This window comes from Cytobacillus depressus, from assembly GCF_008923245.1.
In the GTDB taxonomy this organism is placed as follows: Bacteria; Bacillota; Bacilli; order Bacillales; family Cytobacillaceae; genus Cytobacillus; species Cytobacillus depressus.
Window position 1 is genome coordinate 38,138 of sequence record NZ_WBOS01000014.1, and the last position, 24,778, is coordinate 62,915.

Here is a 24,778-nt window from a genome sequence, read left to right on the forward strand (position 1 = left end):
GGGTGACCCTTTTGTTCTGAGTCATCCTTCTTGCATAGATTTATCCAGGAAGGAGCAGTTAAAGTGGATTTTAGCCAGCTATTACAATATACAATTACTGGACTAACTACAGGCAGTATATATGCCCTTATCGCTATTGGTTTTGTTACCATCTATAATGTCACGGGCATTATCAACTTTGCACAAGGTGAATTTTCAATGCTTGGTGCCATGTTTTGCATTACTTTTGCAGGAATGGGCATGCCCATTTACGCAGCGATTCTCTTAGCAATCATTGCGACGGCACTTATTGGTCTTTTCGTCGAAAGAGTTGCGATTATGCCAACAAAAAATGCCAGTTTTATTAATTTAATTATTATTACAATCGGTATCTCGATTATATTACGTGCAATCGGGTTATTTTCATTTGGAACTTATCCAAAATCATTACCACCTTTCTCTCAAAATGATCCAATATTAATTCTCGGAGCCGTTTTAATTCCACAAAGTATATGGGTAGTTAGTACTCTTTTCTTCTTGCTTATTTTACTCTATTTCTTTTTTGAAAAAACAATGGTTGGTTCTGCTTTTAAAGCATGTGTCATTAATCCAAAAGCGGCACGATTAATGGGGATTAATACTCAATCAATGTCAGCACTAGCGTTTATCCTAAGTGCCGCGGTCGGGGCTATTGCTGGGATTGTAATTGCTCCAGTAACTGGAGCAACATATGATATGGGATTAATGTTAGGGCTGAAAGGATTTATGGCGATGATCATTGGGGGGATGACGAATGTTCAAGGAGTAGTAGCAGCTGGATTTATCATTGGGCTAATCGAAGCATTTTCAGCCGGTTACGTATCAACCTCCTACAGTGATGCAATTAGTTTCGCTATCTTACTGCTTGTCCTATTTGTTGCCCCAAATGGGATTATGTCAAAAATGACTGGCAAACGTGTGTAAGGAAGGAGGGAATTAATTTGAGTTCATTATATCCCAACCGTATAAAGCCGTTATTAATTTTCGTTATTTTAGTATCTGTGCTTCCATTCATATTTAATTCGTCTTACATGCTTAGCTTGTTTATCTTAATTGGCATCTACAGTATGATCACGATAGGATTAAGCCTTTTAATGGGCTATGCTGGCCAAATTTCTCTTGGGCATGCAGCGTATTTTGCTATAGGTGCCTATACTTCAGGTGTTTTGACGGTGAATTATGGTGTATCCCCATGGTTAGCCTTGATAGCTGGGATGCTTGTCACTGCACTTATTTCATTTTTGATTGGAATCCCCATTTTAAAATTAAAAGAACATTTCTTAGCTTTTGCCACAATTGGCGTTAATGTAATTGTTTATATTGTTCTTTTAGGGCTTACAAGTATCACAAAAGGTGCTGCTGGATTATCGGGCATTCCGAAACTTAATTTCTTTGGGATTCCGCTGAAAGGGGAGTTAAGCTACTACTTTTTTGTTTGGGGCATTGTGTTAATGATCGTGTTAGTATCCTTAAACATTGTTTACTCACATGTTGGGAGGGTATTAAGGGGCATTCATGATAGTGAAATCGCAACCTTGACTCAAGGAATAAATGTAGCTAAATTCAAACTTCATATTTTTGTTATTAGTGCCATTTTTGCATCTGCTGCTGGCAGTATTTATGCTCATTTCATGAATTTTATTACTCCGTCCACGTTTCACGTGCTTGTTTCCGTACAATTTCTTGTCATGGTCGTTGTTGGTGGTTCACAATCAATTTGGGGCGCCATTACAGGAGCATTTCTAATGACCATGCTTGGTGAATGGGTAAAAAATACCCTTCCATTGTTTTTCGATGTGGGCGGAGAAGTTGAAATCATGGTGTATGGGGTTGTCTTAGTCCTTGTTATGATGTTAATGCCAAAGGGATTATTGCCGACATTCTCTAACTTTTTGAAATTAAAAAACAAAACAAAAACATTGCCCGTAAAGGAGGAGGGGATTTCCTATGAAAACGAGCATCATGCAGGTGAAAAACTTAACTAAGCAGTTCGGGGGCATTACCGCAGTTAATGATGTTTCTTTCGACGTAAATCAGGGGGAGATTGTTGCTGTGATCGGTCCAAATGGGGCTGGGAAAACAACCTTATTTAATATGATTTCTTCCGTTCTTCCTCCGACAAAGGGCGAAGTTTGGTTCATGGGAGAAAGGATAAATGGGGCTCCAATTCATAGCCTTGCAGGCAAAGGAATCACCCGCACGTTTCAAAATCTGCAAATCTTTGAAAATATGTCGGTTCTGGAAAATGTCATGCTCGGTGTTCATACCCAGATGAAAACGAATGTATACTCAGCAGCACTAAGATTGCCAAGGGTGAAGCATGATGATGAATTAGCGAGAAGGTATGCTTTAGAAGCATTAGAAATGATCGGAATTAAAGATCAAATGAACGAGATCGCTGGGAATCTTCCCTATGGTTTACAAAAACTATTGGAAATCGCGCGTGCGATCGTTTCAAACCCAAAATTAATTCTGTTAGATGAACCAATGGCTGGATTGAATGATGGTGAAACTTCGAAGATTGCTAATATTTTAATTGAAATGAAGCGAAATGGCCTATCATTCTTGTTTGTTGAACATGACATGAAAACAGTAATGAGAATTGCGGACAGGATCGTCGTGATTGATTTTGGGAATAAAATTGCCGAGGGAACACCAGAAGAAATCCAAAAAAACCAAAAGGTCATTGCTGCCTATTTAGGGGAGGAAGTACTTTGAGCCTTCAAATTAAAAATCTCACAACCTATCATGGCAGAATTAAGGCGATTGACAGGGTTAACTTGCATATAAACGAAGGGGAAATCGTTTCTATTATTGGTGCAAATGGTGCAGGAAAAAGTACATTACTAGGGACGATTGCTGGAATTTATAAGGCGTCAGAAGGTGAAATTACGATTGGCAACCAATCCATTACAAATATAAAAGGACATAAGGTGGTGCAAAATGGGGTTGCCCTTGTTCCAGAAGGAAGACAAATATTTTCAAGTCTATCCGTGAAAGAAAATCTAATCCTTGGGATGTATGCTAAGTATAGAAAAGAAAAACATCTTGTCGCATCAAAGATTGAGTCTATGCTTAAAATGTTTCCGGGGCTTGTTAAACATATGAATAATACAGCGGGGAATATGAGCGGAGGAGAACAGCAAATGTTAGCCATTGCGAGAGCATTGATGTCAGATCCCAAAATCATTTTATTAGATGAACCATCAATGGGCCTTGCCCCATTAATTGTGAAAGAAATTTTAGCAATCATGGAGGAAATTAGAGCCAACTTAGGTGCGATGGTTATTTTAGTCGAACAAAATGTCAAAGCAGCCTTAAGTGTGGCAGATCGTGCATATGTCATGGACCGCGGCCAATTTGTATTGGAAGGATCAGCAGATGAATTATTGAGAAATCCGCAAGTACAGTCCACATATTTAGGGTATGGGCAAGATGAGAAAGGATTGGTAGAAGTATGAGCCAGGAAATAGCTGAAGAGAGAACAAGCCGCTTTGTCGCAAATGATAAAGAGTGGAAGGCGCTTCCTTTTCCAGGTGTGTTTATTAAGACACTCTACAAGTTTGAAAAGGGAGGAAGTACTGTCTTAATTAAAATGGAACCGAATAGTTCATTCCCTCTGCACGACCATCCAGCGGATGAAGAAGTATATGTTCTTGAAGGTGAGGTTCGGGTTGGGAAATATCAACTTGCAAAAGGGGATTATTTATTTACTCCTAAAACGACAATCCATGCCCCATTTACACGAGAAGGATGTGTTCTTTTAGCAAGATCATCTGAAGCATTAGTATTTCTAAACAATGAAAAATAGGATTATAAATTCAGAAAAGGTGAGATATCATGACAGTTTTTCAGTTAAATGAAGAGCAAGTAGCCATTCAAGCACTTGCAAGTGATTTTGCAAAAAATGAAATAGCCCCTTATGCCCGCAAATATGATGAGGAAGAATCGTTTCCGATGGAAATATTTCAAGATCTACATAAATATGGATTAAGTAATTTAGCTGTGCCTGAGGAATACGGTGGACCTGGGATAGATAAAATGTCACAGGCTTTAATTATTGAAGAGATTGCAAAAGCTTGTGCAGGGGTGGCCACAAGTTTAGAAGCCAATTCCCTCTCATCTTATCCCATTTTAGTTGGCGGCAGCGAAGAACTGAAAAAGAAGTACTTAACAAAGCTAACGGAAGAAGGGAAATTTGCCGCGTTCGCTTTGACTGAACCAGGGGCTGGAAGTGATGTAAGTTCACTAAAGACGACAGCCAAGAAAATCGGTGATGATTATCTTCTCAACGGTGAAAAATGTTTTATTACAAATGCAACTTTTGCTGATTTCTATGTTGTTTTAGCTAATGTCTTAGTAAAAAGTGGCCAAAAGAAGTTTACTGCCTTTATTGTCGATCGAGAATTAGCTGGGGTAAAAGTAGGGGAAACAGAAAAGAAGCTAGGTTTAAGAGCATCTAATACAGCTTCAGTAATTTTTGAGGATGTACTTGTGCCTTCTAAAAATCGAATTGGCGAAGAAGGTGAAGGCTTTAAAATTTTTATGAAAGGATTAATGCATGCAAGGCCAATGGTTGGTGCTCAAGCTTTAGGTATTGCCCAGGCAGCATATGAAGCATCGCTTAACTATGCGAAAGAACGGGAACAATTCGGAAAACCTATTTCACATCTTCAAGCGATTCAATTTATGTTGGCAGATATGGCCATGAGTATAGAAGCATCACGTTTGCTAGTTCATAAAGCAGTAGATTTACTTCAATCCGGAAAACCGTCGATAAAACATGCTTCCTTTGCCAAATGCTTTGCATCTGATACTGCGATGAAAGTTGCAACAGATGCTGTCCAAATTTTTGGTGGATATGGATTTATCCGTGATTACCCGGTAGAAAAATATTTTAGGGATGCAAAAATTATGCAAATCTATGAGGGAACAAATCAAATTCAAAGAGTTGTTATTGCTAAAGAAATTCTTTCGTAGCACTAATTTTCGTAATATTTTAAATAAATCGATACTAAAAAGGTTAATAATAGCCCCTTATAGAATTACGTAAAGAGAATAACTTCATATTTTATAGAAAAAAGGGGCGTTTTTATTGCAATTAAACAGTAGCAAGGAAAAGCTAAAGGGAAAAATAAACAACCATCTTCGGAATGTGACAAGGCAACTTATTACATTTGATACATTAGAAGAAACATTGAATTACTTGTTAGAATCCTTTTACATGGGGTTTACGTGTGATTTAGTGGGGATCATTCTGAAAGAAGAAGGAAGACTTGTACCAAAGGCATGGATTGGTGATCAATTTAATATTGACTCGACATTAAATTTGGAAATTAGCAAGTGTGCACCAAATTTACTTGAAGACGCTCTTTGGTGGCCAAATGACAAGCAGGAAGACCATTGTGATTTTCGAGAAGGATTAAAAAAAGAGCAATTATCTACTTGGTTTACTGTACCCTTGAGAAATAACAACAATAGCTTCGGTCTGTGTGTAATTGGGTTCCGTGACTTTGTTCCCCTTGTCCTAGAAGCAGAACAAATCTTTGCTGAGTTTGGACATGATGTAGCGATCGCCATGGATTTAGCAAAAGATAAGGAAAAACAAAAAAGAAAAATAAAAGGAATAGAGTGGATTAAAGAGAATATTTTTCCCGGTTCCTCAATCGAACAAGTAATCGAAAAAGTGATTGAACGAGCTGTAAAGGGGACACCGGCTAATGGGGCATGCATTTATTTATACGATGAGGTGAATCATTGCTTTGTCATAAACCCGCCCGTTTACGGTACCATTCATTATTCGGATAAAATTGAGATAAATACAGAGCAAACAATTATTAACTATTTTCAGTTTGTTGAAAAAGCGGGAGGAAAAGAGTTAACAGTTCCCTTAAATATTAACCTAAAGACAATTGGGGTGCTATATGTAACAACAGATAAGGATCGTTTATTTTCTGAAGAGGACTTAGAGTTTTTTAAATTTTTATCTGACTTTGTTTCTATGCAAATTGAAAATGCTCGGCTTTATAGATATGAATTTGAAAGTAAAAAAAGATTGGAGACACTTTTAGAAAATCATCAGGAACTAGTCAAAAAAACAGTAGAAGGGAAAGATCTCTATTCTATTACTAAAACAATAAGTGCAATGCTTGATTGTTCAATACTCCTCTACGATCGATTCTTAAGGCCTCTCACCTCCTACTATAAAGAGGAAGAATTACACCTCTCTAGTCATTATGAAAGTAAGGTTCTCGAGAAAAAGGCACAAATTACTCAGCATAAGACGCGAGAGTTCTGGATTGACGACCAAAATGCTTCTCTTTCCGCCTGGCCAATCGTTAGCGGGACAGATCTACTAGGCTATTTAGTTGTTTGCATAGAGCAGAAAAAAGTAGATCGTGTACTTCGTTTAACGATGGATTATGCTTTAAATGTTTTTGCGATTGAATTTATTAAACAAAAGCTTGTTTTGGATGCAAAGGAACAAGTCAAAGAAAGTTTTGTTAATCAGCTTTTTTCTGAGTCTATCGAAAATCAAGAAAAGATTATTCAATATGCAACCCTTATCAATTGGAATATTTTAGAGTCGCATCGGGTTGCGGTATTATCGTTTGAAATTGGCCATGAAAAAAATAATGAACCGAATTTAGTAGTAGTAGAAGGTTATAAATCATGGCTTTGGGATCAACTCAAAACGAACCTAAACTTACATTATTCCAATATTATCTATACCCGTAAAGGGAATGAATTTATTCTAATTATGAGAATAGCAGATGAGAAAAAAAACTCTACTGAATTCTGGGCAAAACTATTCCAGCGGATTAAAGAGCTAGTGAAGAAGGAAAGTCCTTTAACCAAAATTTATTTAGGAATAGGGGATCCTACTCATAATATCCCAGATTACTATTTTTGCTATGTAAAAGCAGTAAAAGCTAAAAATGTTGTTTCCCATCGTTATTATGATGGAGGCTACTCTTTTTATGATGATTTAGGTTCCTATACAATTTTAAATAATACGAATGACCCTTTAGCTGCCAAATTATTTGTGAAAAAGAATTTATCCCCTTTATTAAGATACTCGGAAACAAATAATATTGATCTCTTCTCAACGTTAGAGGTGTTCTTAAAGCATAATGGAAACTATAGAGAATCTTCTAAAGAACTATACATTCACCGAAGTACGCTAGAATATCGGATTGAGCGTATTTCTGAATTATTAAACATCAATATAAATGATGCTGAGACAAGGTTTGAGCTGATGATGGCTTTTAAATTATATAATCTTTTTGACTTTAGCAGAAAGCAATTGCTGTAAATTTGATCCTTCTTTAATGGGTCCATGTTAAATAAGGATTAGATTGTATAATTCAGCCAATTGAAATATGTAAAAGGAGTTACACATGATTGAAATAAATTCTTATGGTAATGTCACGAGTTTAAAGGGCTTTGTGAAATATAAAGATATTTCTTTACCTATACATCTTTTCTTTGCTGATCATATGTTGATTGATACGGGTCCCTTTTCTTTGTTACCCGATTTGATCCCATTTTTTCAGCGGGAGTCTTTTGATTTCGTTGCGTTGACACATGTTCATGAGGACCATACTGGAAATGCAAACTGGATCCAAGAAAATAAAGAAGTTCCTATTTATATTCATCCAATGTCCGTGGATGAATGTTTACATGTGAAAGAATATCACCCATTTCGTCAAGGGTTCTGGGGGATTAGAGAGGGCTTTACCGCTCAGCCTCTTAAGGAATCCCTCCATTCACGAAAAGATAAATGGAGGGTAGTCCATACACCTGGGCATTCAAACGACCATATGGTTTTTTTAAACACTTCAACTGGCATTTTATTTTCTGGAGATTTATTAGTAGGAGTGAAACCAAAGGGAATACTGCCTGATGAATCTATTGCAAAAACAATAGAATCTCTTAATACTGTGCTCAGTCTTGATTTTCAAGAAATGTTTTGCGCTCATTCCGGATATTTCCCAAATGGAAAGATATTACTAAAGGAGAAAAAAGAATGGCTGGGGAATCTTCAAGCGGATATCCTTCATCTTTATAAGCAGGGGCTATCGGTCCCTGAAATTAACCAAAAGCTATTTCCATCCACTCAGCCCCTTATTTCGGTATCAGAGAATGAGTGGGACTCAATTCATATTATAAACAATGTATTAAAAAGCAGCTTTGAATAGCTGCTTTTTGTTTGCTTTAGAATTCAATTGATAATTATTAACTCATAATATATTCAATTCTGAAAAGGTAAAGTAGCATACTATGGCTTAGCAAAAAAAGCTTTTAGAGTATATTGCTTTATTCTAGATTATGGAGAAACAAGTTCCTCGGATCTGAATTGCTGACAAGTTAAGTCAATTTTGTTAGATATTTATTAGGTAATATTAAAAAGAGGTAGAGGGAAAAATAAAAATAACTAAAAATAATGAATTATCTAAAAATATATTGACATTCATTCGATTTATCTTGTATTATTGTATACAATTCTTCATCTCTCATATTTGAACTTAATGTCGAAAATTAGGTCCGTACCTACAATTCTAGGAAATTCTTAATCAAGATAATTAATAGTACTTTGGCACTGTGTTCTTAAAAGCCCTAACATTTTTAGGTTTTTACTCGGAGGGTGAAGGTTTATGTATTTATACGGGGGTGAAGTAATGAACTTTTCAGACACAGCATCTACCAATTTTTTGCCGCCGCTTCATGGAATTCGAATAGTAGACTTATCCCAAATTGGAGCAGGCCCGTATGGAACTTCTATGCTTGGGGATATGGGGGCGGACGTCGTAAAAGTTGAATCGCTGGAAGGGGAGAGTTTTAGGTACATTGACAATCTCTTTGGACATGGAGACAGCGCTTACTTTTATGGGGTAAATCGAAGCAAGCGTTCGCTGACTTTAGATTTAAAAAGTATAGAAGGTCAAGAAGTTCTTCAAAAGATGGTCCGCAATGCTGATGTATTTGTAGTCAGCTTTAAACCTGATACCGTTGATCGTTTAGGGATTGGGTACGAAAAACTTGCACAGCTTAACGACCAGCTCATTTACTGCCAAATTACAGCATTCGGTGAAACCGGACCCAGAGCCCATCAGCCTGGAATGGATATATTAGGTCAAGCACTAGGGGGGATCATGGGTTTAACAGGTGAAAAAGATGGACCACCAATTAAAGCTGGAGTTCCAATTGCAGACTTTCTAGCGTCTTTCTCTCTTGGCTTTTCGGTAAGTGCTGCGCTACGCGCTCGTGATCTAAATGGACGAGGACAGAAAATCAGTTTGAATTTACTTGATGGTCAGGTCGCTATCTTAGCTAATATCTTAACCCACTATCAGCGGACAATGATTCCAGTTCGGCCAGAAGGCGGCGGGCACCCGCAATTAGTACCATATCAGCCATTTCAAGATATCAATGGAGACTATTTCATCTTAGCGTGCCTAAACGATGGGTTCTGGAGCCGGCTTACTGATGTTATTGGCAAACCGGAGTGGACAGATGATCCAAGATATGCAAGTAATCCGGATCGGGTTAAGAATCGTCAAGAGCTGATTGCCATCCTATCTGAAATCTTTGCTCAGCAACCGGCATCTTATTGGTTGGAAAAACTAGATTCTGCTGGTGTTCCTTGTAGTCCAGTCAACCGATTAGAGGATGTTTTCACTGATCCTCAAGTTATCCACAATGAATCAATTATTACGCTTAAACATCCGAAACACGGAGAATATCCCGTACCAAACATTCCGATCCGTATGCATGGGACACCAGCTCAGCCTCGCGGATACGCACCACGTCTTGGTGAACATAGCCGTGAGATATTGGCAGACTATGGCTTTGCGGCTAAAGAAATTGATAATCTTATTAGTAAGGGTGTTGTAACAGAGTTTGAAGATAAGCTAGTGAGTACTGGAACTTCGAAGGCGAAAGATTAAGCTTTTAGTAATAGAGGTATAAACAGGAACAGTTATTCGTGTAAGTGTTGATTATATCTGTGTCTTTTTATTTGGGTATTATTCCCTCTTTATAAAAACTCCACATTTGAACTTTTACATTTCAATTAAAAAAGAGTGTACTGAAAGGAGAAAGAAAAATGGAGCTCAAGGTGACGAAGTTTGAGTTACGAGAGGATGGAATTGCTACAGTCTGGTTACACCGACCAGGTCGCGGAAACTCATGGACGAACCGAATGAATGCGGAGTATCGGTGGATTATGTCGACTCTTGATGCTAATCCAGAAGTTCGAGCGGTAGTTGTAACTGGAACTGGAAATCAATTTTGCGTAGGAGCAGACACGAAAGCACTTGACTTCTATACAGAAACAGATGAGGTCTATAAGGAAACGGTTAAGAATGCTGAATATGCATTGCCTGGATACGGGGTAAACCCACAGTTCGATAATGATTTGGTTTGGCATTGGGGGCTGCGTGTTCCTGTAATTGCAGCGATTAATGGGGCTTGCGCCGGTATTGCTGTTGCCATCGCAAACTTTTGCGATTTACGCTATGCTGCATCGGGGGCGAAGTTCACCACTGCTACACCGCGGTTAGGGTTACCGGCTGAATATGGATTGGCCTGGACGTTGCCACGTATGGTTGGAGTCACAAATGCTGCCGAAATTTTATTTACGGGGAAAATTTTTACTTCTGAAGAAATGTTCCGTATTGGATTTTTAAATGGTGTCTTTCCAGCAGGTGATGAATTCCTTGATAAGGTCTATGAAGTTGCGAAGTATATTGCGACAAAAGTATCACCTACTGCTGCCACTGTAACAAAACGACAACTCTACTCAGACCTATTAAGGCAAGAGGTCGGCACTTCAATAGAAGATTCAAAAGGATATATTGGCGCTTTAATGCGTAAACCAGATTTCACAGAAGGGGTAGCCGCCATGGCTGAGAAACGCCAGCCGCGGTTCGGTCCACGCGAAGAACTTCCTCCGCTTGAACAAATCCTTGAGGATGAAAAAGCTCAGTTATCAAAAGTCGATCCTGCAAGTTCGAAATGGGAGAATAATCGTTGGAGCAGGGAGACTACCGAGGAGCTCGTTAATGGACGGAAATTACGAGTGTACGCTAAAAGACCGCGCACTGTCGCTGAATTTCTAGTTGATGCTCGCAGATGGAGTGATAGGACACACGTGATACAGGGAGATGTTCGCCTGACATTTGCCGATCATGAGAAAGCGGTTGCACGTGTTGCAAATTGGATGGGAAAATTCGGAATTAAGGAAGGATCACGTGTTGCTATGCTTGCGCGAAATCGGTTGGAGTGTTCGATTGCTTTTTGGGCTTCACACTGTCTTGGCGCAGTCGTAGTCCTTGGTAATCCGTGGTGGAGTGAAGCAGAGGTGCACAGGGCACTGGAACTTTCAAACCCGGAGATGGTGTTATGTGACAAAGAAACCGTAAAGCTTCTACCAAACGGCATGATTGGTATATTGGTCGAGGATCTTACTGACCTGCTTGAGGGAACTGACGCGCCGCCGCTTCCGCAGCCAATGGTAGACGAGGATGCACCTGCACTTGTAGCGTTCACGTCAGGTACGACGGGTTCAGCCAAAGGCGTGATCTTATCCCAGCGGTCGATCGTAAATAACATCCAGAACATGCTTGTTGCACAGAATCGTTTGCCAAGTGAAATGGATCCATCACGGTCGCAAAGAGTTACTTTGCTTACATTGCCGTTGTTCCATGGGGCCGGTATTCAAGTGCTCACTGCATCACTGCTTACTGGTGCAAAACTTGTCTACCAAGCAGGACGCTTCAATGTAACTGAGGTAATGAGTCTAATAGAAAAAGAGAAGATTACTACTTGGGGTGCGGTTCCGACAATGGTTATCCGCTTGATGAATCACCAAGATTTCACCAATTATGACTTAACAAGTTTAACTTCTATACAAGTTGGCGGTTCGGCTGCTGATGCTGATTTCCGCCGCCAAGTGAACGAAGCATTTCCTTCGTTAAAATCAGGTGGTACGGGCTCATTGTATGGCCTTCAAGAGGGCGGGGGATTACTTGCAATGGCAAGCTCAAAGGAGCTAAAGGATCGGCATGGCTGCGTCGGCAAACTATTACCAGTCGTTGATGTAAAGATTCTCGACCCTGATGAAGAGGGGAATGGCGAAATACTAGTGCAAACTCCTGGAATGATGAGCGGCTACTTAGGGAATGAAGAATCGCCGATTGATGAAGACGGTTTATTGCATTCTGGTGACGTAGGCCACGTTAGCGAGGATGGCTATCTTTACCTTAGCGGCCGTAAAAAGGAAATCATTATTCGGGGAGGAGAGAACATCTCTAGTGCACAAGTTGAGCAAGTGCTGATGAGCTATGCGCCTGTCGCTGAGGTGTCGGTTGTTGGCTTGCCACACAAGGAAATGGGTGAGGAGGTCGGTGCAGTCATCGTCCTTCGTTGGGATGCTAAAGCTACGATTGATGAGCTCTTGGAACATGCTAAAGACAATCTTGGACGCTTTCAATTGCCAACTAAATGGTGGATTCGTCGCACCCCGCTACCAACAAATGCTATGGGGAAAGTCGTGCGTAAGGAAATTCAAAAGCTTTGGCTGGAACAAGGTGGCGAGAATATCGTTGAACTTGAAGAGGTTGGATCTAATAGAAACTAAAAGACTAGCAGGAAAGGAAACAATATTGGTCGAAAAACAGTGAGTACTAGGCTACTAAAGTAAAAAGAAATTGTATTCATTTTAAAAATGAAAAACATCAATGGAGATTAAAGAAATGAATTTTATGTAAAGGGGTGCTTTTATGCGGAAAAACATTAAACATTTTATTAATGGGGAATGGGTTCCATCTACTGGTTCAAAAACCCTTGATGTTATGAACCCGGCATCTGAAGAAGTAATGGGCCAAATTAGTGCGGGAACAAAAGAGGATTTGGATAAAGCGGTTTCAGCAGCAAAAAATGTCTTCCCCGCCTTTTCTTTAACAACTAGGGGGGAGCGTATTCATTTACTAAATCGAATCGCTGAGGAATATGAAAAGCGAAAGAACGATCTCATTGAAGTAATTACAGAGGAACTAGGCGCCCCGCTTTCATTGAGTGAATCCCTTCATTACAACATTGGATTATTTCACTTTCGGCAAGCGTCAAAGGATTTGGAGAACTTTGAATTTAGTGAAAGAATTGGAGATACATTAGTACGCAAAGAGCCAATTGGTGTAAGCGGTCTCATAACACCGTGGAATGCTCCAACCATTCAAGCCACTACAAAAATTGCTTGCGCATTCGCAGCCGGTAGCACCGTCGTATTAAAGCCAGCTTCAATTGCACCATTTAGTGCAATAATTCTTGCAGAAATTATGCAGTCTGCAGGCGTACCAAAAGGTGTTTTTAACCTTGTAAATGGCTCAGGAGAAGTAGTTGGAAATGGAATTAGTTCCCACCCTGATGTTGATTTTGTGTCATTTACCGGCTCCAATCCTGTAGGACAAACAATCCTTGAAAAAGCAGCTAAAACAATTAAAAAAGTAGCGCTTGAACTCGGAGGGAAGTCCCCGCTTGTTATACTTGATGATTATGATATGAAAAAGGCAGCGAAAATTGCCGTTTCTAGAGTGTTGAATAATTCTGGTCAAATGTGTACATCACCATCTAGAACCCTTATTTCAGCAAACAAACATGATGAATTCATCGAAGCTGTGAAAGACGTTTTGCCTGAATTTAAAATTAGCGATCCGAAGGCCCCTAATACCTTCCTTGGCCCAGTAATTTCAGAGAATCAATACAAGCAAATACAATGGTTTATTGAAAAAGGAATCGAAGAAGGAGCAACACTTGTTGCTGGTGGAACAGGTAAACCTGAAGGATTAGAAAGAGGATATTATGTCAAGCCAACGGTCTTTACGAATGTAAAAAATAATATGACCATCGCAAAAGAAGAAATCTTTGGACCGGTTATGTCCATTCTAACCTATGAAAACATTGATGAAGCGATTGAAATTGCCAATGATACCGTATATGGGTTAGCTGGCTATGTCGTTGGAGAGGACAGCGAAACTTTGGAGAAAGTCGCATCCTCGATACGTGCTGGACGTATATTAATTAATGAAGCAATGTCGGATTACGCAGCACCGTTCGGAGGTTATAAACAATCAGGAATTGGCCGCGAATGGGGCAAATACGGTATTGAGGAATACTTGGAAATCAAATCAATAGCGGGAATACCTGCAAAGAGCAAAAGTCATTCAGATCGCCTTGTCATCACCAATAATAAATAAAAGATTGAACGTTTTCACCCCTTTGGAAGAGTGATCTGGAGGGGTATTTTTGGGCTGATAAGAAAGAATAACTTTCTTATCAGCCATACGTGCAACTGCGCCTCTGTCTTCGCCAATCGGCGAGTTTTCTTTAAATGAAAATTGCATTCGATGAAAATAATCTACCAGTAAATAGAAACAAATATTCTAAAATGAGGGGATAGAAAATGAAATGAATCGAACAAGAGATAAACTTTGGACGAAGGATTTCATTTTAGTATCCTTAGTCAACTTTTTTCTATCGCTAGTCTTTTATTTATTAATTGTAACTATCGGGGTTTATGCAGTAGACAAATTTAGTGCTTCCACAACGCAAGCTGGCCTTATCGCGGGAATTTATATTATCGGAACTTTACTTGGCCGTCTGATAATTGGCCGTTTTATAGAGTTCCTTGGCCGTAAAAGAACGTTATATATGGGGTTAATCTTTTTTACTATGGTCACACTATTATATTTTGTCCATTATGGGGTCACTTTTTTGCTCATTACCCGTTTCCTCCATGGTGCTGCAATGGGTGTGGCAAGTACAGCAGCGGGAACGATTGTAACGCAAGTAATACCGGATGAACGTAAAGGGGAGGGCATTGGCTATTACAGCATGGGTGCGGCACTTGCTACGGCACTTGGGCCGTTTATTGGATTATATATGAGTCAATACTTTAACTTCCAAATGATATTTATACTTTGTCTTGCTTTAGGTGTAATCAGTTTGGCTGTATCATTTTCCCTGTATGTACCCATAATGAAAGGACCACAAAAAACAGTAGATTTAAAAAATTTCAAGATCTCCAATTTTATTGAGTTAAAGGCGCTCCCAATTGCAGTCATTACTTTTTTATCATCCTTTTGTTACTCCGGTGTCCTATCTTATATAAATTTTTATGCGATTGAAATCGATTTAGTTAAGGCAGCAAGTTTCTTTTTCCTCGTATATTCGCTCGCAGTATTAGTATCACGTCCGATCACAGGTCGTCTGATGGATGTAAAAGGTGCCAATTTAGTTTTGTATCCGGCCTTTTTTATTTTGGGTGTAGGTCTTCTGCTTCTAAGTTTTGTAGAGAAAAGTATTACTTTATTAGCAGCAGGCATCCTTATCGGGCTTGGCTTTGGAAATATTCAATCATGCACGCAGACAATTGCGGTGAAATTGACGCCTACAGAACGCATGGGGCTTGCTACGTCGACCTTCTTTATATTTTTGGAAGGAGGCCTTGGATTCGGCCCCTACTTTTTAGGTTACGTCATCCCAATCACCGGCTACGGTATCTTGTATGCCATCTTGGGTATTGCGGTCTTAGCAATCTCTATTCTCTATTATTTCCTGCATGGCAAGAAGGAATTTACTACAAGGGAAGGTGTAAACAGTACAATTTCATCTTGATGGTAAATAGAAAAGGAAATCCTTATATGGGATTTCCTTTTAATATTTTCCCTAAATGTGCCCAATGCATTTCGCTGGGGTATGCCTTTAATCTATTTGGTAAATGATTATTAGTCTTATAAATTAGTATAGTTGCTTACTAACTGTTAATAGCCTCAAAGCCGTATAAAACATGTGGTGAATGAGCAAAGTCAACTTGCAGATCTTGTCCACTTACATAGGAAGCTAAGTTGCTGCCTAAGAAAATTAATGCCTTTGCTTGGTCTTCAGGCGTTGCAGGTACACCAATTTTTGAAATAGCTCTGTTTGCTAATCCTTTACTAATAGAATCAAAGGCTTGCGACATAGGTGTAGCTGTTGATCCTGGAGATACGGTATTTAAGCGAATCTTCTTTTCGGAAAGTTCATAAGATCTCTTTTTCATCCAAAGGATTATAGCCTCTTTGGAAAATGTATAGGCAGCATGTGCTGCTATTCCGTAATCAGCAAGAACATTGTCTTTATGAACGTTAAACCATTCTTGTGCTTCTTCGAAACTCTTTGTATCAACGATTGGTAATAAGGTTTCCATTTTTTGTGACCATTTTCTTCCGGCGGCTGATGCAATGATCGAGATAGAGTCCCCTTCTTGTAAACGTGGAATTAATACCTCGATCATATATCGTGCACCGATAAAATTAACGGTCATAACAGTTAAGGGATTGAGTAGATTCCCCTTATTATTTACTCCTGCGACTCCGGCACAATTCATAATAGAATTAATCTTTTCGGGAAGCTGTAAAATGGCAGAATCAATCGACTCCTTCTCAGCTAAATTTACTTGAATAAACTTTTTAACAGGCAAGGCTGGTTCTTTGATATCAAGTGCATATACCTCTGCACCTAAATCAATGAGCAATTGCGCCGTTTTCTCCCCAATACCTGATGCTGCTCCTGTTACTACCACTTTTTGACCCTCATAATTTAGTAAACCACTCATATAATCGCCTCCATAATAAGAAATGTATATTTGTATACAATTATAATATTCTTAATATTTATTATAATTTGTTTCTGTGAATATATCAAAACATTTTAGAGATTTTTAGTTAGCACATTGAAAAGTAGGATTTCATGTGTGGAGAATTTTAATCAATAATAATAATAGTTTTCTCATCTATAACAGGTGTTAATATATCAATTAAAAACTGAGTATTATTGTGCAGGTACAACAAATTAATTAAAAATAATGAATTATCAAAAAACAATTTGACTTTTTGTATTTTTCGTATTATTGTATACAATAAGAAGCCCATCCATGTATTTTTCATCTAAATTCTGAAAAAATAAAATGATAGGAGTATGATTATGAAATCTGTTCATGAAAATCTTGATTTGACTTCACTGGAATTTAAAAATAATGCCTATAAAATTTATAAGGAGCTTCGTGAAAATGAACCGGTTCACGAAGTAAAGATGCCGAATGGACAAAAGACATGGATGATCACGCGCTATAGCGATGCAGTGGAAGTATTAAAGGATAATGAACGAATTACAAAAAGGGTGTATTCTCTTTATCCGGAAAAATTTGCTTCGATTTTGCCTGAGAAAGAATTGAACCTCGTCGGTGGACATATGCTCTATGCCGATCCACCAGACCATACCCGTCTTCGTAACATCGCTCAAAAAGCATTTACTCCAAGAGTGATTAAGGGAATGGTCGATGAAATTCAGCAACTTACAAACGGCCTACTAGATCAGCTTGAGGAAAAAGGAAATGTGGTTGATGTAATCCCCGATTTTGCTTATCCGATTCCGGTTACCGTTATTTGCAATATGCTTGGTATTCCCGAAGAAGATTACGGCCTAATTAGAGAATGGTCCGACGCTTATATGTTGGCTTCCAATAATTATGCCAATCTAACAAAAATATATCCTCAACTGCATGCTTTCAGACTTTATCTTGAAGACCTCATTGCAAATAGACAGAAAAATCCTAAGTCTGATCTAACAAGCTTGCTTGTTCAAGCCCATGATAACGGAGATAAGTTCAGCCTTGACGAACTGGTTGCAACTATTTTTGTGACCATTGTCGGTGGGCATGAAACGACGGGTGGACTGATCAGCAATGGCTTGTTCGCTTTACTGGAAAACCCGGAGCAATTACAACTATGGAAAAATGATCCATCAAATGCTCGTACGGGTGTTGAAGAGTTATTAAGATATTACAGTCCCCTTGAGTTTGCCACAACCCGCCTTGCCAGCAAAGACTTTACATGGCATAACAAAAACATCACAAAAGGTGACTACTTTTTCGTATCACTGGCTTCTTCAAATCGAGATCCTGAACAATTCGAGAATCCTGAACGATTGGATATTACAAGAAAAAATAATAAGCATATCGCCTTTTCAAACGGTGTTCATTTCTGCATGGGTGCCCAATTAGCTCGTTTAGAAGCACAAATTGCTATAACAAGCTTCCTGCAAAGGTTTCCCAACTACGAAGTAGATGGAACACTAGAAGAGCTTAATTGGAAAAAAGGTACAGTAATTGCAAGAGGCTTGGAGCGGTTACCTATTATACTCAAATAAATAATAAAATAAGAGGAACCTGCTATATCTAGATTAATTCAGATTAGTAGGTTCATTTCTTCTATTATTAGAATTAATGACGGTTATTGAGGATAAAGCATATATGACAATTATGGGTAAAACGTAATTTATATAATTCTTGGTATGCTATATAGACAACTTTAGAACAAGGAAAGTGATAGCCATAGTTTAAAAAAAGAGGAACGTGTTGCAAATATCACTATCGCAGCACGTATATATATGGACGCCTGCAAAGACGTTACTACCTGCAAATTAATGCAATGTAATACTTGTGTGAGACGGAAGATAATGGCCAAGTTCACCTAATTTCTAAAGTTGCAAAATGACCATTGCGATCAGCCAGACTAAAGCTTAGGATTTGCAGGGACTCTGATGATAAATCGTATTTAAATTGAAAGTTTCTCGCATGCAACGTAGATTAGCAAAATGAGCTTAAGAAGAGGCTCTAGATTAGAAGAATACTTACTTAATTATTTTTAAGAAGTTGATTACGGTTATACTAGACTATACGGATTAGGAATAACATGAACATTAGCAATGTCACATAATAACTCTGTAAAAATATACAAAAAAATCCTCAGATAACTGTGCTGAGGAGTTTTTATGTGAAATAAAGGAATTAAAGTTTTGGATGCTTCTATTTCTAATGAACGGGCTCTTTCAAGTTCGCCATTTACTATCTTTTTATCCATTCTATATTTCACTTTTATCGCTCTTCACCTCTTGAAGCCAAAAAGTTTTGGACGGCTTTTTCGAGGGTTACAAGGCTACGCTTCATATGTGAACGCATGGATTCTTCTACTTTATCTGCATCTTTAGTTTTAAGTGACTGTAATAGATTTGTGTATTCTTGTAAAGGGACATCTGGTGTGTAATCCGGATTTTTGTACCCTCCCACTCTTCGATAGCGTTCAATCTGATCATGAAGTTGAGATAAAAAGCGTTTAGCTGTCTTATTAGTGCTTAATCCATACAAAACATTATGAAAATCGGCACCGAGTTTAATAACTTCAAAACTTCGCTGTACTTCAATGGCTCGCTTCATTGAAGCAACTTTCTCTTCTAAATGGTATAAAGAATCTTCGGTCATGTTTTGTGATACTTCACGAGCAATTAAGCATTCTAATTGTTCACGAACGCTGTACACTTCCTGCACATCACGAATAGAAATGTCCGCTATAAACATACGACCATTCGCATGCTTATACGTTAACCCCTCTGATTCAAGACGATAGAGTGCCTGGCGTAGTGGAGTTCGGCTAATGTTTAATTCTTGGGAAAGCTCTTCTTCTTTTATGTGTAAAGAAGGTATAAGTACCAACTCTATTATACGTTCTTTCAATTGTTCATATGCAAAATCAGCAGTAGATAACCTTTTCATTTTATGTGGTGAATTCATATGAAAAGTCCTCTTTTCTAAAGTTCTATGAATTTATCAACTAGAATCTCTAACTTAAGTTTTTTTGAGTACAGTAATAATTGTATAAAAAAAAGATTATTCAGTCAATATGCTACCAAGTTTGCAAATCGTTTATTAACTCAGTTCGTAAAAATATCTTGACACCTCAATAATTATTGCTGAAAATGCTGAATTACCAAAAAATATTATTGGTTTTCTGCATTTTTATTTTATTGTATACAATAAGGAGCCCATCTATGTTTTTTACTTCTATAAATCCTAAAATAAAATGATAGGAGTAGGACTTGTCGCTGCCGTCCCATGTCGGAAATTCCTCAGCTTTCAAGGAAAGCCGTTTGAGTCAATTCTTCATGGATACAAATTTCTGAAGCTCAAGAGGCCGCCAAAACAATGGTGGTTGGTTTTGCCGATATGTTCTTACCAGCAGTAATTAAGAAACGGAATCGAAAATGAGCTAACTGGATTTGTTATTGCATGGCCTCGCATGATTGATTACATTGCCAATTGTAGTTGTAATTGCGCATTGGATTTTTTAATAGACTATTAATTACTCTAAATAATGATTTATAAAAAGGTGACTCTCATTTAAATTTCTTGAATGAAGGGTCGTTTTTTTTTCAATAGAACATAAAAATACCTAGTTTTCAAGTCGTTTTTAAGTATTCATTTCAATCATTTTTTATACTTTTTTAAAGTTTATGAAACAAAATTAAAGGCGATTTCTAATTTTCGGGGTTTTATAATTAGGTAACAACAATGTGGAAACGCTTTCAACATCAAAAATAATTATGGAGGAGGGGGATTTACAGAAGCGTTGATCGTCTTCTGGGAAAATTATGATGAAAATTATCGATATGAAAGTAGACAGATATGTTCGAATGGGAAAATCGGATATGGCTTTTAGCGGCCATGAGGTAGTAGTGGTGAATCTTGAAACAGATCAAGGAATTACTGGAAAGGGATTTTTAAGTACACCTATTTATCCTCATGGTGTAACTAGCGACATTGCTGCTAGATTACTAAAAAGAAATTTTAGAAATATCATCTTAGGAGAAAACCCGCTTCATACAGAAAAGCTATGGAGGAAAATGTTTGATGCACCTTGGCGCTTAGGGATGAGGGGAATGATCCGTGATTGTATTGCTGCGATTGATTTTGCATTATGGGATATTAAAGCAAAATCACTAAACGTTCCACTTGCAGATCTTTTCGGTGATAAACGTGATCAAGTATTGACATATGCAAATGTTGGTCATCAATTGTCTCCAGATGATCTTGCCAAAAAGGCGGCAGAGTATGTGGCTAAAGGACATTCAGCTATTAAAATCAGAGCTGGTTCTGTTGCTGTTTCAATTATGGAAGCGAACAAAAGAGTCCAAGCAGTAAGGGAGGCAATTGGGCCCGATGTGAAATTAATGGTGGATATAAATGGTTCATGGGATACAGAAACGGCCATTCAACAGCTAAAAGCATGGGAAAAATATGATTTATATTGGCTGGAAGAGCCAGTAGCACCTGAAGATATAACAGGTTACGCAAGAGTACGTGAATATGCAGGAAACACGTATATTGCAGGGGGCGAGCAAAATTGCGGATTAACCGAGTTCCGCCAATTTATTGAAAAGAAAGCGATTGATATTATTCAGCCTAACGCTATGGCAACAGGTGGTATTACAGATTGGCTTCGAATTTATCATTTCGCTTCAGCCTATAATATACCGATTTCTCCTTGGAATCTTCAGCAGATTCATATTCATTTAGCAGCAGGCCATTCAAATGTAAAGTGGGTGGAATACTTCTCACATGATCGTGATTACTTCCAGGATAGCTTAATTATTGGACCAACAATAAGAGAAGAAAGAGGAGAAGATGGGGTCTATTTAGTTACTCCAAAGGAACCTGGAATTGGGATCGAGTTAAATGAAGAACTTGCAGAGCAAACAATTGTGAAAGAGGAACAAACAGTCGTCTAAAAATACTAAATGTTGGTTGGGAGGATTAATATTGAAGAAACCAATCCTTTTTAGAGTAACACTATTTTGTGTATTAATGATTTTTCTTGTTGGATGTTCGAATAAAGAAAATCAAACCGAAAAAGCATCTAGTAATGCAAAGGATAAGGCTGAAGTAAAACTGGATGGTAACGTAGAACTTATCGTCCCTGCCAGTGCTGGAGGCGGAAGTGATATAAATGCAAGAATGCTTGCAGAAGTAATAAAAGAAAACAAGATTGTCGACAAAAATATCATGGTTGTTAATAAGCCAGGCGGAAGTACTGCAATTGCAAACTCCTATACTTTTAGCAAAAAAGGAGCAAATAACACCGTTTTGACATGGAACTCTAGTCAGCTGATCAGTCCTTTATTAAATAATAATGATGTAACAATAGATGATCTTACACCATTAGGCACACTTACTTTAGATAGCTACTTATTCGTTGTTAAAGCGGATAATAAATATCAAACACTTGATGATATTGTAAAAGCTGCAAAAGAAAAGCCACAGACCATTTCAATAGGAGGAACGGGACAGGGAACTGAAATTCACATCCTAAGTCATTTAATAAATAAATACGGAGATACCGAGTTTAAATATGTTCCTTTTGATAGTGACGGGGAAACGATTTCTTCATTACTTGGCGGACATATCAATGTAGTTTTATCGAACCCAAACGAAGTGTTATCACAAATCGAAGCTGGCAAACTTAAAGCATTGGCTTCCTCTTCAGAAGAACGATTAAGTGGTGTATTGAAAGATGTTCCAACTTTTGAGGAGTTAGGTTATGGGGATATAAAACTTACTTCATTCCGGGGCTATGTAGGACCACCAGGCATGTCCGAAGAGGAAATTGCATACTGGGAGGATGTGTTAAAACAAGTCCATGAAGCTGAAAAATGGCAAAAAGACTATATTGAAAAAAATGATTTGCAACCTCGTTTTATGAATGCTGAAGAAAGTAAAGAGTTTTATAAGGAAGTATTAAATCTGTATGTAGAAGCATCAAAAGAAATGGGGCTTATTAAGAAATAAATATTTGTTACGGCAGGAGGCTCAATGCAGACCTCCTGAACGATTTTAACTTTTGTATATGAGAGGAGGATTCAAATGACTAGAATAATCTCTTTATGTCTTTTCATCGCGGCTCTTTATTGCAGTTACCAAGGCTGGTTTCGTTACGATTTTTGGGAAAATAATAGTCCAGGAAGTGGCTTTATTCCTGTAATAGCTGGTGTGCTGCTAGGAATATTTAGTTTGAATGTTTTCATTAAAAACGAAAAAGCATCATTAGCCCTGAATAAAAACCATTTATATCAAGTATTAGGAAGCTTTCTATTATTAGGGTCAGTTCAGGTATTTGGAATGATTATTTCGATAGCTGCTTTTATGGTCGTTTGGTTAATTGTAATCGAAAAATTTCCGCTTTCCCGTGCATCGATTTATGGAGTTGCTACAACAACAGTTATTTATATCGTATTTAAAGTTGCTCTTAGTGTACCGCTTCCTGAAGGTGTTTTTGGAATATAAAAGGAAAGGGTGAGAAAATGGATACATTTCAAATGCTCTTATATGGCTTTTTAGAAGCCATATCCATTCAGAACTTACTTGCTGCGTTAATAGGTTCTGTTCTTGGTATTATTATTGGTGCGATACCTGGCTTAGGATCTGCATTAGGGGTTGCCTTGCTGTTACCGTTAACCTTTGGAATGGATCCAGTAACAGGTGTCATCATGTTAGCTGCCGTATACTATGGCTGTATGTATGGAGGAGCATATAGCGCTATTTTAATTAATATCCCAGGTGATTCAGCCGCGATTACTACAGCATTTGATGGATATCCATTAACTCAGAAAGGGAAAGCAGGTAAAGCATTATTTACAGCAAATTTATCTTCGTTTGTTGGTGGAACAATTGGAATTATTGCATTAACCTTTCTAGGGCCGTTGTTAGCTGATTTTGGTCTCGCTTTTGGACCAGCGGAAGTTGCTTTAGTGATATTGCTGGCACTTTGTTCCGTTGGATGGCTCCTTGGAGAAAGTCCTTCTAAGGGCATTGCAGCTACGGTGTTAGGCATTATTTTAGCAACAGTTGGTGTAGACATTATTTCTGGACAGGCACGTTTTGCATTCGGTTCGGAAAATTTACTTAGTGGTCTTGCGTTAGTTCCTATGGTTATCGGTATGTTTGGGTTCAGTCAAGTCTTAACAATGGCGGCAACAAAATTAAATGTTGGGAAAAACACAAAAAAACTCACTATAAAAGAGAGCATACCAAATAAGAAGGATATAAAAAGGTCTATCTTTCCTTGGGTACGTTCTAGTACTTTAAGTACCTTTCTAGGTGTTTTACCAGGCGCAGGTGCTACGACGGCTGGTTTGCTTTCTTATGTGCTCGAGAAAAGAATAGGCAAAAACAAAAAAGAAATGGGAAAGGGAGCGATTGAAGGAGTTGCTGCTGCGGAAGCTGGAAATAATGCAGCATCTGTAGGAGCATTTGTACCTTTGTTATCGTTAGGGATCCCAGGATCGGCAACGACGGCCATATTATTAGGTGGTTTAATCATGTGGGGGTTAGACCCAGGACCCCTTTTATTTCAAAGTAATCCTGATTTTGTGTGGGGATTAATTTCATCCATGTACATCGGAAATATATTAAGCTTAATAGCCGGTTTAGCTTTGATTCCGATTTTAATGAAAATTATTCTTGTCCCAAACTCTCTCATGGTTCCAATTATTACAGTGGTATGTATTGTCGGTTCCTATAGCGTTAACAATAATATGTTTGACGTGTGGATAATGATTTTAGCCGGCGTAATAGCTTTTATCCTGCAATCAAATAATTATCCCATTGCTCCTTTGTTATTAGCTTTTGTTCTAACGCCAAGGTTAGAAATGTCAGCACGTCAGGCATTAAATATTTCAAATGGGAATTTAGATATTTTCGTCGGAAGTACCATTTCTATCGTTACTTTGTTGCTAATTACCTTTTTTATTATGGCACCGCTTATATTAAATTTATTTAAAAGCAGAAAGAGAGACGGTGAGGACATGTCGTCTTTTAAGTCATAATTAA

General features: G+C 38.1%; 19 protein-coding genes. 17 read left to right on the forward strand and 2 right to left on the reverse strand.

The genetic code is table 11. From position 1 onward, the window contains the following. The first annotated feature begins 63 nt into the window (after positions 1–63). From F7731_RS19930 to F7731_RS19985, 12 genes are all read left to right on the forward strand, one after another. Positions 64–942 carry a branched-chain amino acid ABC transporter permease gene (locus F7731_RS19930; protein ID WP_151536551.1) on the forward strand — a complete coding sequence of 293 codons (879 nt, stop codon included), beginning with the start codon at positions 64–66 and terminating at the stop codon, positions 940–942. Between the two features lie 17 nt (positions 943–959). Further along, the gene (locus tag F7731_RS19935; protein WP_151536552.1) at positions 960–2,003 is read left to right on the forward strand and encodes a branched-chain amino acid ABC transporter permease; all 1,044 of its coding nucleotides are present in this window, start codon (positions 960–962) and stop codon (positions 2,001–2,003) included. Further along, positions 1,966–2,736 carry an ABC transporter ATP-binding protein gene (locus tag F7731_RS19940; RefSeq protein ID WP_151536553.1) on the forward strand — a complete coding sequence of 257 codons (771 nt, stop codon included), beginning with the start codon at positions 1,966–1,968 and terminating at the stop codon, positions 2,734–2,736. The genes F7731_RS19935 and F7731_RS19940 overlap by 38 nt, the downstream gene beginning before the upstream one ends. Next, the gene (locus F7731_RS19945; protein WP_151536554.1) at positions 2,733–3,479 is read left to right on the forward strand and encodes an ABC transporter ATP-binding protein; all 747 of its coding nucleotides are present in this window, start codon (positions 2,733–2,735) and stop codon (positions 3,477–3,479) included. The genes F7731_RS19940 and F7731_RS19945 overlap by 4 nt, the downstream gene beginning before the upstream one ends. Continuing rightward, positions 3,476–3,829, forward strand: coding sequence for a cupin domain-containing protein (locus F7731_RS19950; protein ID WP_151536555.1), 354 nt, complete (start codon positions 3,476–3,478; stop codon positions 3,827–3,829). The genes F7731_RS19945 and F7731_RS19950 overlap by 4 nt, the downstream gene beginning before the upstream one ends. A 29-nt stretch (positions 3,830–3,858) precedes the next feature. Continuing rightward, positions 3,859–4,998 (forward strand): acyl-CoA dehydrogenase family protein, encoded by a 1,140-nt coding sequence (locus F7731_RS19955; protein ID WP_151536556.1) that lies wholly within the window; start codon positions 3,859–3,861, stop codon positions 4,996–4,998. 115 nt (positions 4,999–5,113) lie between these two features. Continuing rightward, positions 5,114–7,333 (forward strand): helix-turn-helix domain-containing protein, encoded by a 2,220-nt coding sequence (locus F7731_RS19960; RefSeq protein ID WP_151536557.1) that lies wholly within the window; start codon positions 5,114–5,116, stop codon positions 7,331–7,333. A gap of 85 nt (positions 7,334–7,418) precedes the next feature. Then, on the forward strand, positions 7,419–8,219 hold the full coding sequence (locus F7731_RS19965; RefSeq protein WP_151536558.1) for an MBL fold metallo-hydrolase: 801 nt from the start codon (positions 7,419–7,421) through the stop codon (positions 8,217–8,219). Positions 8,220–8,699: 480 nt separating this feature from the next. Beyond that, positions 8,700–9,968 carry a CaiB/BaiF CoA transferase family protein gene (locus tag F7731_RS19970; RefSeq protein WP_170289756.1) on the forward strand — a complete coding sequence of 423 codons (1,269 nt, stop codon included), beginning with the start codon at positions 8,700–8,702 and terminating at the stop codon, positions 9,966–9,968. 158 nt (positions 9,969–10,126) lie between these two features. Further along, positions 10,127–12,661: an AMP-binding protein gene (locus tag F7731_RS19975; RefSeq protein WP_151536560.1), complete on the forward strand. Its 2,535-nt coding sequence runs from the start codon at positions 10,127–10,129 to the stop codon at positions 12,659–12,661. A gap of 142 nt (positions 12,662–12,803) precedes the next feature. Next, positions 12,804–14,276, forward strand: a complete 1,473-nt coding sequence (locus F7731_RS19980; protein WP_151536561.1) for an aldehyde dehydrogenase family protein — start codon at positions 12,804–12,806, stop codon at positions 14,274–14,276. Between the two features lie 211 nt (positions 14,277–14,487). Next, entirely contained in the window at positions 14,488–15,696 is a 1,209-nt protein-coding gene (locus F7731_RS19985) for an MFS transporter (protein ID WP_151536562.1), read from the forward strand. A 139-nt stretch (positions 15,697–15,835) separates the two neighbouring features. On the opposite strand, the gene F7731_RS19990 is transcribed toward F7731_RS19985, so the two are convergent. Next, positions 15,836–16,675 (reverse strand): SDR family oxidoreductase, encoded by an 840-nt coding sequence (locus tag F7731_RS19990; RefSeq protein ID WP_151536563.1) that lies wholly within the window; start codon positions 16,673–16,675, stop codon positions 15,836–15,838. A 368-nt stretch (positions 16,676–17,043) separates the two neighbouring features. Between F7731_RS19990 and F7731_RS19995 the strand changes: the two genes are divergently transcribed. Beyond that, positions 17,044–18,267 carry a cytochrome P450 family protein gene (locus F7731_RS19995; RefSeq protein WP_170289757.1) on the forward strand — a complete coding sequence of 408 codons (1,224 nt, stop codon included), beginning with the start codon at positions 17,044–17,046 and terminating at the stop codon, positions 18,265–18,267. Positions 18,268–18,994: 727 nt separating this feature from the next. On the opposite strand, the gene F7731_RS20000 is transcribed toward F7731_RS19995, so the two are convergent. Then, positions 18,995–19,687, reverse strand: a complete 693-nt coding sequence (locus tag F7731_RS20000; RefSeq protein WP_151536565.1) for a GntR family transcriptional regulator — start codon at positions 19,685–19,687, stop codon at positions 18,995–18,997. Between the two features lie 860 nt (positions 19,688–20,547). Between F7731_RS20000 and F7731_RS20010 the strand changes: the two genes are divergently transcribed. The 4 genes from F7731_RS20010 (at position 20,548) to F7731_RS20025 (ending at position 24,774) form a co-directional block, all read left to right on the forward strand. Next, complete coding sequence (locus tag F7731_RS20010) at positions 20,548–21,681, forward strand: mandelate racemase/muconate lactonizing enzyme family protein (RefSeq protein ID WP_170289758.1); 1,134 nt, start codon at positions 20,548–20,550, stop codon at positions 21,679–21,681. 31 nt (positions 21,682–21,712) lie between these two features. After that, positions 21,713–22,738, forward strand: a complete 1,026-nt coding sequence (locus F7731_RS20015) for a tripartite tricarboxylate transporter substrate binding protein (protein ID WP_151536567.1) — start codon at positions 21,713–21,715, stop codon at positions 22,736–22,738. Between the two features lie 75 nt (positions 22,739–22,813). After that, positions 22,814–23,233: a tripartite tricarboxylate transporter TctB family protein gene (locus F7731_RS20020; protein ID WP_151536568.1), complete on the forward strand. Its 420-nt coding sequence runs from the start codon at positions 22,814–22,816 to the stop codon at positions 23,231–23,233. Positions 23,234–23,250: 17 nt separating this feature from the next. Further along, complete coding sequence (locus F7731_RS20025) at positions 23,251–24,774, forward strand: tripartite tricarboxylate transporter permease (RefSeq protein WP_151536569.1); 1,524 nt, start codon at positions 23,251–23,253, stop codon at positions 24,772–24,774. Positions 24,775–24,778: the final 4 nt, after the last annotated feature.